General features: G+C 47.2%; 12 protein-coding genes. 2 read left to right on the forward strand and 10 right to left on the reverse strand.

Going from position 1 to position 12,452, the window contains the following annotated elements:
* Positions 1 to 62: 62 nt before the first annotated feature.
* The 9 genes from R3P39_RS00855 to R3P39_RS00895 form a co-directional block, all read right to left on the reverse strand.
* Positions 63 to 1,454 carry an ATP-binding protein gene (locus R3P39_RS00855; RefSeq protein WP_336565121.1) on the reverse strand — a complete coding sequence of 464 codons (1,392 nt, stop codon included), beginning with the start codon at positions 1,452 to 1,454 and terminating at the stop codon, positions 63 to 65.
* Between the two features lie 125 nt (positions 1,455 to 1,579).
* Positions 1,580 to 2,158, reverse strand: coding sequence for a thymidine kinase (locus tag R3P39_RS00860; RefSeq protein ID WP_336565122.1), 579 nt, complete (start codon positions 2,156 to 2,158; stop codon positions 1,580 to 1,582).
* Between the two features lie 56 nt (positions 2,159 to 2,214).
* Complete coding sequence (locus tag R3P39_RS00865) at positions 2,215 to 2,979, reverse strand: substrate-binding periplasmic protein (protein ID WP_336565123.1); 765 nt, start codon at positions 2,977 to 2,979, stop codon at positions 2,215 to 2,217.
* A 34-nt stretch (positions 2,980 to 3,013) separates the two neighbouring features.
* On the reverse strand, positions 3,014 to 3,478 hold the full coding sequence (locus R3P39_RS00870) for a methylated-DNA--[protein]-cysteine S-methyltransferase (RefSeq protein ID WP_336565124.1): 465 nt from the start codon (positions 3,476 to 3,478) through the stop codon (positions 3,014 to 3,016).
* On the reverse strand, positions 3,475 to 4,833 hold the full coding sequence (locus tag R3P39_RS00875) for a DNA-3-methyladenine glycosylase 2 family protein (RefSeq protein ID WP_336565605.1): 1,359 nt from the start codon (positions 4,831 to 4,833) through the stop codon (positions 3,475 to 3,477). The genes R3P39_RS00870 and R3P39_RS00875 overlap by 4 nt, the downstream gene beginning before the upstream one ends.
* 105 nt (positions 4,834 to 4,938) lie before the next feature.
* A complete protein-coding gene (locus R3P39_RS00880) occupies positions 4,939 to 5,823 on the reverse strand; it encodes a cation diffusion facilitator family transporter (protein ID WP_336565125.1) in 885 nt (294 codons plus the stop codon).
* A gap of 102 nt (positions 5,824 to 5,925) precedes the next feature.
* On the reverse strand, positions 5,926 to 9,051 hold the full coding sequence (locus R3P39_RS00885; RefSeq protein ID WP_336565126.1) for an efflux RND transporter permease subunit: 3,126 nt from the start codon (positions 9,049 to 9,051) through the stop codon (positions 5,926 to 5,928).
* Positions 9,052 to 9,059: 8 nt separating this feature from the next.
* Positions 9,060 to 10,172: an efflux RND transporter periplasmic adaptor subunit gene (locus R3P39_RS00890; protein WP_336565127.1), complete on the reverse strand. Its 1,113-nt coding sequence runs from the start codon at positions 10,170 to 10,172 to the stop codon at positions 9,060 to 9,062.
* Between the two features lie 162 nt (positions 10,173 to 10,334).
* Positions 10,335 to 10,724, reverse strand: a complete 390-nt coding sequence (locus tag R3P39_RS00895; protein ID WP_336565128.1) for a hypothetical protein — start codon at positions 10,722 to 10,724, stop codon at positions 10,335 to 10,337.
* A 210-nt stretch (positions 10,725 to 10,934) separates the two neighbouring features.
* On the opposite strand from R3P39_RS00895, the gene bfr (R3P39_RS00900) reads away from it, so the two are divergent.
* Both bfr (R3P39_RS00900) and bfr (R3P39_RS00905) read left to right on the forward strand, forming a co-directional pair.
* Positions 10,935 to 11,402 (forward strand): bacterioferritin, encoded by a 468-nt coding sequence (gene bfr / locus R3P39_RS00900; RefSeq protein WP_336565129.1) that lies wholly within the window; start codon positions 10,935 to 10,937, stop codon positions 11,400 to 11,402.
* A 16-nt stretch (positions 11,403 to 11,418) separates the two neighbouring features.
* Positions 11,419 to 11,883, forward strand: coding sequence for a bacterioferritin (bfr, locus tag R3P39_RS00905; protein WP_336565130.1), 465 nt, complete (start codon positions 11,419 to 11,421; stop codon positions 11,881 to 11,883).
* Positions 11,884 to 11,918: 35 nt separating this feature from the next.
* Here bfr (R3P39_RS00905) and R3P39_RS00910 read toward each other — a convergent pair whose 3' ends face one another.
* Positions 11,919 to 12,113 carry a (2Fe-2S)-binding protein gene (locus tag R3P39_RS00910; protein ID WP_336565131.1) on the reverse strand — a complete coding sequence of 65 codons (195 nt, stop codon included), beginning with the start codon at positions 12,111 to 12,113 and terminating at the stop codon, positions 11,919 to 11,921.
* Positions 12,114 to 12,452 lie beyond the last annotated feature (339 nt).

Consider the following 12,452-nt stretch of genomic DNA (forward strand, 5'->3'; position numbering starts at 1 on the left):
GTAAGAGATAAAGTGTCCGCGGACAGTTTTTCTGTCCGCTGCGTACAGTTTGATAGCAGTCGTTAACTTATTGGTATTTCAAGCACCGCTGTGGTGCCTTCACCTAAGCTTGAGCGAATATGCAAATCACCACCGTGTGCTTTAACAATATTAGTGGCCACAGTTAACCCTAAGCCAGCATGATTCCCTGCGGCTTTGGTGGTAAAGAAGGGGTCAAAGATACGGTGGATATCATCACTGGCAATCCCCGCACCACGGTCTCTAATGGTGATCTGTAAGTTATTGTTAGTGACCGCAGTGTGCAGCTCTACGGCTTGACGGTGGCGACCAAAGCTCTCTAGGGCATTTTGTAGTAAACAAAAAATGGCGTGCTCTAACAGTGCTGGAGCACACGTGAGCTCGACCGGCTGAATCTCATTACGCTTGATAAGCGTAGGGTCCACTCCGGCAAGCTGTAAGTTCATCAGTACCGCATCCAACACTTGACTGGCAAAATCCACCTGTTGAAATTGCGTTTGGTTGGTCTCAAAAAACACGCTCAACTCTTTAACAATGGCTTGGATCCGGTCTAGGCCAGTGTGCATTTCCGCCATTACGTCGTCGCTTTCACTGAGCGCCCAGTTTAATTGGTAACTTTGCTCTAACTGCGCCAACGCAGTAGCGCACTCTGGCGTTAAGCTTGGCTCATTGGCCATTTGTTGCCATGCCTTAGACAACTTAACCAAAGTGCCTTGGACAAATTCTAAATTGCCTTTTAAGTAGCCCAACGGATTGTTTATTTCGTGGGCCACTCCTGCCGCCAGTTGACCCACTGAAGCGAGCTTTTCTGACTGGATTAAGGCTTGTTGCTGTTGTTCTATACGTTGATAGGCGTCGCGCAAGGCTTGGTTGGAAGACTCTAGCTCTTGCGTACGTTGCTGTACCTTTTGTTCCAGACCATCGTTCAGTGCGCTGAGTTCTTGGCTCAGTGACTGCAGCCGCAAGATATCTTTATACGATCGCAAAGAACTGGTTAAGGTGGTGAACAAGCGCGACTTGGTGAGATCGGTTTTATGTTTATAATCATTGATGTCATAGCGTAGCATCAGTTCATGCTCTGGAATACTGCCAGGCTGACCCGTTCTCAGCACAATGCGGACTTTGCTGTTGCCGAGCTGCTCTCTAATGTATTGCACGCACTCAAGGCCCGCCTCTTCGGTTTCCATAATGACGTCGAGCAATATTAGAGCAATGTCCTCGCGTGCCGACATCATCTCAATGGCCTCAGCTTTACTGTATGCATGCAAAAGCTGCAATGGCCGCAACTCAAATCGGTAGCCGGCGAGCACCAATTTAGTGACCCCATGAATTTCAGGGTCGTCATCGACCACTAACACAACCCATGGCGGCACATTGGATTTTGGCTCGGCCTCTTGAGGCTCGCTTGGGCGCAGAAAAGACAGCGGTTGATTCATAGCAATGAGGCTCCTATCAATACTGCTCTAAGCATGGTACATAAGCATGGATTTACCAAACTTAGTAAGGCAATTATTGTAGGTTTTGCACGCTAACCTAAGACTTTTTCATGCGCCAAAAGAAATTATTGTGTTAATGCTGCTTTGTAATGTTTGCGGCATAAAGAGACGTACTTATCATTGCCTCCGATAACCACTTGATCGCCACTGGCAATCGCATTACCACGCTCATCGGTTCGCAGTACTCGGTTCGCTTTACGGCCACAATGACAAACGGTTTTTAATTCAATGAGTTTATCGGCCCAAGCCAACAAGTATTGTGATCCTTCGAACAGTTCACCGCGAAAGTCCGTGCGCAGTCCATAGCACAGTACTGGTATTTTAAGTTCATCAACGATGTCCGTTAATTGTTCCACTTGTGCCTTAGTTAAAAACTGACATTCATCCACTAACACGCAATCAAGCTTACTTTGCGTATGCTGAGCGGCCAGCATAGCTTTGACATCCGTTTGTGCATCAAACACATGGGCCTCTGCTTCAAGACCAATCCGTGAGGCCACTTTGCCCACTCCGGCGCGGTTATCTATCGCTGCGGTAATAATAAAGGGCTGCATACCGCGCTCTCTGTAATTGAAGGCGGACTGTAATAAAGTGGTTGATTTTCCAGCGTTCATTGCTGAGTAGTAAAAGTAGAGCTGAGCCATAGTGATTCATTGCGTAAAAAATTTCGCGCCAGTTTACTGGCAATCCAGTAAAAGGTCTACGGCGAAGATTGCTGCAATAAATAGGCTTGATACATTTGATCTAAATCGATTTGCTGGCTGGCTTGCCAAATCAGCCTGCTTGCGTCCTGATATTGACCATAAAACTGCCGCGAAAAGCTAACAAAACCATAGCTCACCTCTAATGGCGGATAAACCGCTTTGAGCTGTGCAAACGCTGGCGCAAGCTCAATAGCCATGTTACCTATTTGACATAAACCAACCGTAGCATCCAATAAACCTTGTTCCACTAACCGTATTGCTTGGGGTAATGAATCAGTATCTAATATAGAATAATTGCTAGGTAACAAGCCCTTGATTGCATAGCCACGAGGAATGGCTAGGCGCAACCTCTTATTGACGTTAAGTGGCGCATCAATTTGCTTGTGTTGCAATAAACAACTGCCGATGCGATTAACTGCGTATTGCTCTGCCAAACTGCCGTCGCTATTTTTTGGGTAAGCCATAAATGACTCCCGCTCTTGGCGATAGCTGGCCAAAACCGCATCCACCCGGCCTTGTTGTAACTCATGCAGGCAACGATTCCATGGCTTGCGGACATACTCAAACTTAACTTCGGGTACCAGAGCATCGATGGTTTGTATCAACTCAATACTGAGACCTGGGTTGCTTGCGGGGACCTTTAGTCCTGCACCATGAATAAAAGGCGGTGCGTCTTTGTCTTCATAACAAAAGCGAACCAGGGTGCCGGCCTGAACAGGGACGCAAACAGCTAACCATAATGTGACCAACAAATAGCGCACGCAACCTCCTAAGTTAGGTTATAGTCAGTATAACCTATTCACACCAACTTGCCCCCTCGTGCTGTAATAACCACTGTTTAGCGGCTAATCCACCAGCATATCCGGTTAATTTACCATTGGCCCCAATCACGCGATGACAAGGTACCACGATACTGAGCGGATTTTTACCATTAGCCGCTCCCACCGCTCGCACGGCTTTTGGTTTTCCCAGCTGTTGGGCTATCCAGCCGTAGCTTTGGGTCTCGCCAAAGGGAATGCAAGCAAGCAAGCGCCACACTTGCTGCTGAAATGGGGTGCCACTAACATCCAAGGATAAGTCAAATTGACGACGAGCGCCGCTAAAGTACTCACTTAATTGCTGCTGAGCGGCCAGTAAATGCATATTTTCCCCTTTAGGGTAGCGCTGTTTGGGATAAAAGCCCACATAACTTACCCCCAGCTCGGAAGCCTGAATAATCCACTGACCTGTGGGTGAGTCTAACGACGTTTCGAGATTCATAGTTGTTGCCATAATTGAAAGGTTAAGTACGAGCGAAATGGCGCACAGGCGTCAATATCAATTCCCTCAGGGGATTGCGCCATGGCCTTTTTCACCCCCAAATCACCACCTAGGTAAATATCAGGGTGGCTAAGACCACGCATTTTGGCGTAGTCAACGGTCCAAGGCCCTACGCCTTTGATTTGCAACCAAGTATCCAGCGGTTGATGCTCAACGCCTAGGTAGTAGCTGGCCAAGGCCCTCAGGGTATCTTTGCGTCGCTGTGGCATTTTAAAAAAGGCCAGATCACTGGCGGCAATGGTAGCAGGGCTTGGGAAATAGTAATTACCCCGACCGTCTTGCTCGCCGAGCTCATGAATAAGCGTTGTGAGCAAATTTTTTGCGGCAATGACACTGATCTGCTGCCCTAAAATAGCCCGTATTCCGGCTTCAAACTCATGCCATATTCCCGGCAGTCTAAGACCTTGTTGTAACGGCAGCGATGGCGCAGCACGGTGCAGATGAGACTCAATAAACTCGGTATCGGCACTGACATCCAGCACTCGGCGGATCTGTGCCAATAGACGATATAATTGACTGACGTCGGCGATTTCTACCGCTACTTTGAAGCGGTGCTGGCTTGGCTCTATCGTCGCAGTAAATCGGCCTTTGCTGCCCCCGAGCGTCACAGTGCGACCATAGCTGTTATCGCTTAGCCACTCCAATCCGGCAATAATCCGGCTACTTAAAAAACGCTGCATACTTTGCAAATTATAGGGCGGACGATAATACACGTAGACGGTAATGCTAGTTTGCGCCGTAGTGTTTTTGCGCAGTTGACTTGGGCTCAGTTGATAGGCTTTTAAAAACGCATCATTAAAGCGCCGCACCGAGTTAAAGCCGGCGGCAAATGCCACCGTGGTGATGTCTAAATTACTTTGTTGCAGCAACTGCTTGGCCAAATCGCACTGTTGGTATAAGGCGTATTGTTTTGGGCTGGTGCCAAGGTATTGGGCAAATACCTTATTTAAGTACCGAGTTGAGATCCCTAAGCGTGCTGCTAAATCGGCAGTAGAGTCCGTTAGTAAGGTACCTTCATCAATAAGCTTTTGCGCCCTTACCGCGGTCGTTTCGTTACCTAACCATGCATAACTGCCAGGGGCACTGTCTGGACGACAGCGAATACAAGGGCGGAAACCCGCTTGCGCCGCATTATGGGCATAACGGTAATATTCGACGTTTTGCTCTTTGGCCGCCGGAGCTGGACAAATAGGACGACAGTAGATCCCTGTGCTTTTGACTGCGACAAAAAATAGGCCATCGAACCTAGCATCACGGCTATGCCTGGCTTGTGAGCAGGTTTTAGCTGAATACATCATTCTTACTCTCAGTTGCTGTTGCCGTAAGCTTAAACAGCATCAGTAATACATACTAGCCACTTTTGGCACTGAATAGTACTTCTTTGTCAAAGCTATTAATGGTTAATTCACGCTGACACAGTTATCAGGCTCGCTTAGGGTTTGTGATAACTCAATGGTGGTGTGGGTTAAATCAAACTGCTGCTCTAGCCCCAACTTAATCGCATTCAATGTTACTTGCGATGGCGCGTCTATCACCTTAACCTGTGCCTCTAAAATAAGCTCATGCTCATTGAGCTGCCAGGCATGAATATGATGCACCGCTTTTACCTTTTCTTGTTGTTCAATAAACGCTTTTACGGCTTTAATATCAATGCTTTCAGGCGTGGCCTGCATCAGGATGGCAATGCTGCTTTTGCTCAGCGCCAGACCATGGTAAATGACGTATCCAGATATAATCACAGTGGCAATTAAGTCAACAACATACCATTGATATAAGATGATCAGAGTACCGGCAATGATCACCCCAACCGACGCCGCAGCATCCGATACGTTATGAATAAAGGCGGCGCGGATATTGAGACTGGTTTTAGCGCCGGCGGCATAGGTAATAAGCGCGGTGATGACATCGACTACCAGTGCTAAGCCCGCTAGCCACACAACAATCCAGCCATTAATGGGCTCAGGATTGATAAAACGAGCAACGGCTTCGCTGAGCAAATAAAAACCGATAATAATTAACGAAGCACTGTTAAGCAAAGCTCCTATTATTTCAGCGCGCTGATAGCCGTAAGTTAATTGCATTGAGGCTGGCTTTTTAGCAATTTTTTGCGCCACCAAAGCGATAACCAATGCCCCGGCATCACTTAAGTTATGCAAGGCATCTGCCACCAAAGACAAACTGCCAGAAAGTACGCCACCAATTACTTGCGCCACACTGAGTAAAACATTAACCAATACAGCCCAGCCCAAGTGATTACCATGATGGTGATGGTGTGAATGTGTCATTACCACTCCCGCGTTCATTAAAAAAACGTCTGCTTACTTTGTTAAGGCCCGCACGCCAAGTGTCACTGCCTTTAATTTGGCAACTTAGCGTGCGTTTGTCCACTAAGATGAGGTACTGTATTTAGGGCATAAATGATACAACGCCGGCAGCACAAATAACGTCAGCAACGTGGATGTCGCTAAGCCACCGATGATCACACTCGCCAATGGCTTTTGGATCTCTGCCCCCACTCCAGTGGCCATTAGCATTGGCAGCAGACCCAGGGCCGATGTCAGTGCCGTCATTAACACTGGCCGCAAACGCGATGTTGCCCCTGCGATAATGGCATCGTTGACAGTGCTTGTTTGCTGCAGCTGTTGGTTTATGCTTGCTACCAACACCACGCCATTGAGCACAGCGACACCAAATAAAGTAATAAAGCCAACCGAGCCCGGTACCGACAAATATTGCCCTGACCAATACAATGAAAACACACCACCCACCATTGCCAAGGGCACGTTCACTAATATCAATAACGCTTGCTTAAATGAGGCAAAGGCAAAGTAGAGTAACATAGCAATTAGCCCCAACGATGCTGGAACCACCAACAACAGGCGCTGCTGTGCCCGTTGCTGATTTTCATATTGACCGCCGATTTCTATGTTATAGCCTGGAGGTAAATCGGCTTTAGTGGCGATCAGGTTGCGAATATCGCTGACCACACTGCCCATGTCGCGATCACTGACATTGGCTTGTACCACCACACGACGCTGAACATCATCGCGTCTGATCTGCGGAGGCCCAGACTGATACTCCACTTCCGCCACGTCCTCTAAGCGCAGCCATGCCCCCGTCTTAGATTGCAAACGAATGGCCTTAATTGCCGCTTGGCTATTACGTTGCTGCTTGGCCAGCCTAACTACAATATCATAGCGCTCATTACCATTGATGATTTGCCCTGCCGTGGCACCGCCAATGCCCTGCTGAACAATCGCCATAATGTCATTGACCGCAAGACCATACCGTGACAAAGCTTGGCGCTTTGGCGTGATCACCAGCTGTGCTTCACCAGCGATTTGCTCCAGCTGTACCGCTGCGGTGCCCTCAACTTGTGACACCAGAGCCTCTATCTCACGCCCTTTATTGGCCAGTACTTTCAAGTCTGGGCCAAACAATTTTATTGCCAACTGTGCTTTTACGCCTGATAACAGTTCATCCACTCGGGTGGCGATGGGTTGAGAAAAATTGAACAACAGACCTGGAAATTGCGCCAGTTTGTCTTGCATTAGGTGCTGTAATGCTTCCCGGTTACTGGCGGATTGCCACTGTGAAGACGGCTTTAAACCAATATAAATTTCAATGTTGTTCACCGGCTCAGGATCGCCACCGACTTCGGCTCGTCCGATGCGACTCAGGGCGTATGTCACTTCAGGAAAACTCAGCAAAGTCTGTTCTAGCTTGGGGGCCAAGCTTAGCGCTGTGTCTAAACTTGCAGATGGAGCTAACGTTACCCGTAAGTTCAGCGTTCCTTCTTCCAGTTCTGGCACAAATTCAGTCCCCAGCTTATTAAAAACCCAACCTGAGGCCAGTACCACACTCAATACCGCTAGGTACAATAGCTTACGCTGTTGCAACACCCAGGGTAATGCGACGCGATAACCGCGCTCAATGCTGCTCACCACCGCGCTTGGCTTGAGGTTACTGCCATGGCGAAACATGATGCAGGCCAGCGCAGGTACCACCACAAGGGCGACTATCACTGCGGCCACCAAGGCCAACATAATACTGATCGCCATGGGTTGAAATAATTTCGCTTCCACACCAACAAAGCTAAACAAGGGCGTAAACACCAACAGAATAATAGCGGTTGCAAAAAATATCGGTTTCGCCACCTGTTTGGCCGCAGAGCGCACCACGGCTATTACCGAGTGTTGCTGCTGCGAACTTGTTTCTATGCGCTTACAAATATTTTCTACCATCACCACAGAGCCATCGACTAGCATACCAATGGCCACGGCAATGCCCCCCAATGACATCAAGTTGGCTGATATTCCCAGCCAAGTCATCATCATCAGCGCCATCGCGATGGCAATAGGAATAGAAATAAGCACTAAAAAGGTGGCGCTTAAATTCATAAGAAACAGTGCCAATATCACCACAATAAACACAAACGCCAAGCCCAGCGCCTCTGCGACCGTCATCACAGCTTGGTTGACTAAATCAGATTGATCATAAAATGGCTCGAAACTCACGCCAGGTGGTAATGCTTGATTTATCAGGCCGATGCGCTGCTGTAGGCTGTCAATCGTGGCTTTGGTATTGGCTCCCATGCGCTTCAATACAATGCCAGTAACCACTTCCCCCAAGGCGTTAACCTCGCCGCTGTCCAGTCGCTTGGTCATGGTCACCGCCCCTTGACGAATTTCCTGACCTAACTTGACCTTGCCAAGCTGAGATACGGTGATAACTGTGCCATCGACCGTTTTTACCGCCACGTTGGCAATTGCTTTTAACCCTTGCTCACCACTTGGAAACCATCCTGCGGCGCGGATCACTAATTGCTCTTGACCACGTTGTAAATACCAGCCGCCGACGTTTTGGTTATTGCGCTCAATTGCAGCCATCACTTGTTGCTGCGTCAAGCCATAAGCCAGTAGCTTATTACTATCGAGTAGCACTTGGTATTGGCGCACCGCGCCACCAAATGACAGCACTTCCGTGACGCCTTCTATGGGCATAATAAGTAACTTAACCACCCAGTCATTAAGGCTACGCAGCGTCATGGCATCATAGTTGGAGCCAGGTTCCGCTTTAAGCAAATACTGAAACACCTGACCTAAACCCGACGTATTGGGTCCCATCGTTGGCGTGCCAACATCTGGCGGAATTAACTCCTTGGCCGCTTGCAGGCGTTCAAACACCAACTGCCTAGCAAAATAGATATCGGTCCCTTCTGCGAACACTACCGTCACCCCAGACAACCCTGTTTTCGAAATAGAGCGAACCTGCTTTACACTTGGCAAGGCGTACATCACGGCCTCTATAGGATAGGTGATAAGTTGTTCTACTTCTTGCGCGGCTAGACCTGGCGCTTCGGTATTCACAGCCACTTGCACATTGGTGACATCTGGAAACGCATCTAGGTTGAGCTTTGGTATGGTGAATGCTGCCGCAGTCATCACCATGGCCAGTAGTATGAGCACTAGGTAGCGCTGTGAAATAGCAAAGTCAATGAGTCGTTGCAACATAGCTCCCCCTAATGATTGTGCGGATCAAAGCCGGACTTAGCTTGCTCAGAAGCGACGAAAAAGGCACCCGATGTCGCCACTTTTTCTCCGTCTTTAAGTCCTGAAACCGCCACCAGCTCGCCATAGGTTTGACCGAGCTCCACGGCTTTTGCCATAAACTCGCCGGGTTTATTTTCAACATAGACTTGCCATGTGCCATTATGCCCTTGCATTAAGGCGCTTTGGGGCAGCGCGATAACCGGCTTCTCGCTGGGCAGCAAAAACTGCACCGCCACAAACATACCGGCATGCAGCTGATCCTCGGGATTATCAACAATTAACCTTACCCGCCGCGTGCGCGTTACCGGGTCAATAGTGTGAGCAGCTTGCAGTACTTTTGCCTGGTAATGACCTTGGTTACTTTTTACTAGTGCTTCGGTGTCGGCACCCAATGCCAGCTGCGAGTCTGGTGGTAATTGCGCTTCAACCCAGAGTGTACTTTCATCGGTAATCGCCAATAACGTTTGGCCGGCTTTAATATGTTGCCCTTGAGAAAAGTCGTCCATGGTCACAATGCCGCTACGCTCAGCCACTAAGGTGTACTCGCCTAACTCATTCGCCGCTTTGCTGGTTATGGCGCTGATCTCTGTTTTGCTAACCCCTAACGCTCGCAATGTTGAATACGCGGCACTAAACCGCGCTCGAGCATGCGTTTTCGCCTCTTCACTTAAGGTCTCGGCACGCATTGCCTGCGCGCGTTGCCATTCGCTGGTAGCGATCAGGTAGTCTGCTTGAGCCTGTGCCATGGACTCTGAATAGAGTGTCACCAATGGCGTACCGACACTGACGTTTTCCCCCAGCGCAGTATGGCGTCTTACAACCACAGCGTCATTTCGCGGCGAAACTAGGTAGCTGGTAAACTCATTGGCTTTAAGTTCACCTGGTGCATAAATTTTACGCTTATGTGTTTGCGCCCGCACGCTTTTGACGGTGATGTTCGCCATGGCTATTTGGCTTGGGCTTAAATGGATAGTGGCTTTTTCATCGTGCTCTTGATGTTCAGAATGGTTTTCTGAGGCTAAGGCCAAATGACCAAAGCATAATGTTGTCAGTACAACACTTAAATAAATACGTTTCATCATCATTAATTCTTTTGCTTAACGACCAATAAGGGAGTTAGCGCACACAGAGGTTCCTTGCCATTCAAACATTGCAAGGGATTTACTTTGTGTCTAACCGATTGATTTAGCCACTGTCGTTATTACAGTGGCCATTTGTTCTAGCCTGTTACGGCTATGGCTTGGTTAAGCAATAGGAGGACGGTATTGCTGCTCAATATAATCAAGCAGTTGTTGCTCATCAGCGGGGTAACTCGGGGCGAGAGGTAAATAAGGCAATGCTGGACCTTGAGCTAACAAAATAAGGTTAAGGTGGCTGCCTGAGCAATGCCCACAGTGGTGACAATCTTGACTCGGGTGGTCATCGAATTGTGCCGTATTATCATTGGTATGATCGTGGCTTTGCTGTAAGTGACTCACATCAATTTGGTGAAAATCCGCGGCACTGGCGACCGTAGCAACAGTCTGGATAGACAAAAGCACAATCAGCATAAGTGTAAGTAACTTAGTCAACGCCATCCCCAGTGTATCTAAAAGTGAGCCATGCCAATTTAACAGTTTTATTGCTGCTGTCAACCGCCCTTATAGTACCGCCGACTGCAACCGTACAACAAGTCTTGATGGTAGCAAAATACAATAGCAACAATTGCTATTCTCCGTTCCTAAACACAACTTAAATGCGAATTATAATCAATCGGTAACAACTTGTTTTACTTAGATTTTTTCATTGACTCTAAAAATAAACGGGTTAGACTGTCGGCAGTTTTAACGTTTGAGGTAATACGCATGCAAGGTAAACAAAGAGTCATAGATGCATTCAATACATTGTTAGCCAACGAACTGGCGGCGGTCGATCAATACTTTATTCATTCACGCATGTATGAGGACTGGGGCCTAGACAAGCTATACCAACGCTTAGAGCACGAACGTGAAGAGGAAACCACACACGCAGATTGGCTGATAAAACGCATTCTATTTCTAGAAGGTGTGCCAAACATGACTAAGCGTCGTGACTTATTAATTGGCACAGACGTTAAATCAATGATGGAAAACGATCTTAAGTTAGAACTTGAGGTCGTTGAGTGTGTGAAAGAAGCCATTAGCATTTGCGAGCAAGAGCAAGATTATCAATCTCGCGCGGTGCTAGAAAAGTTGCTATTCGATACCGAAGAAGACCACGTTTATTGGCTTGAGCAGCAAATTCGTTTAATCGATTTAATTGGCGCACCAAACTACATTCAATCACAGCTATAAACCGAGAGAGTAAGTAATGAAAGGAAACCCAGAAGTTATCACCGCACTCAACTTGGTGCTAGCAAACGAATTAGTAGCAATCAATCAGTACTTTTTACATGCTCGCATGTTTAAAGATTTTGGCTTCAGCCAACTTGATAAAGCCGATTACAAAGTCTCAATTCAAAAAATGAAAAACGCCGATAGATTGATCGAGCGGATTTTGTTCCTTGAGGGTTTGCCGAATTTACAAGATCTTGGACGACTTCGTATTGGTGAAGATTGTGCTGAAATGATCGATTGCAATATGGCTCTAGAGCAAACATCGTTAACGCAGTTACAAGATGCCATTGCCCTGTGCGAACAGAAGCAGGACTACATCAGTCGTGAAGCGTTGAAAAATATCCAAGACATGCAAGAAGAACAAATTGACTGGCTGGAGACACAGCAGCATCTGATCACAACAATGGGATTAGAGAATTATTTACAGTCGCAGCTGTAGTATTAATGAAGCAGGTTGTGAAGTGGCTTAGGTGATTAAGCAACCTGCTCTGTTACATCGACGATATCAATCAGCTTATCGTTAAGGATTTTTTTCGCACAGTTACAACACTTACCGCATTGCTTACCAACAGACAAGCTCTGGCTGATTTCACGCATAGAACGCGCACCCTCATCCACTTTCGCTTCAATTTGCTTGTCGGTTACACCGTGACAAATACAGACATACATAAATGAAAACCAATCTCAATTTCACTAACGCAATCAAGTCTAATCTAAACGATAACAATTATCAACTCTAAACAGAAAATAAATGCGAATTATTATTCTTTAGTACTCGCAGTATACCACTTCGCCTTACAGCATTTACTCAGAATATCATTAACATTGCAGCAAAAAATGGTATAGCTGCTAGACTCATAAATAAGTAAAACGGCTTGCTAAAGAGGACTATTTGCAAGCGCGCAATGCTGGTAATTTTAAAACACAAAGTTGTATACAAAATGTTAAATTTAAGCAGTAATCTTATATTTATCATTGCTTTTACAACAGGAAGTCGGATAAACTCCT

Origin of the sequence: Pseudoalteromonas sp. UG3-2 (assembly GCF_037120705.1) — a bacterium.
Taxonomy (GTDB): Bacteria; Pseudomonadota; Gammaproteobacteria; order Enterobacterales; family Alteromonadaceae; genus Pseudoalteromonas.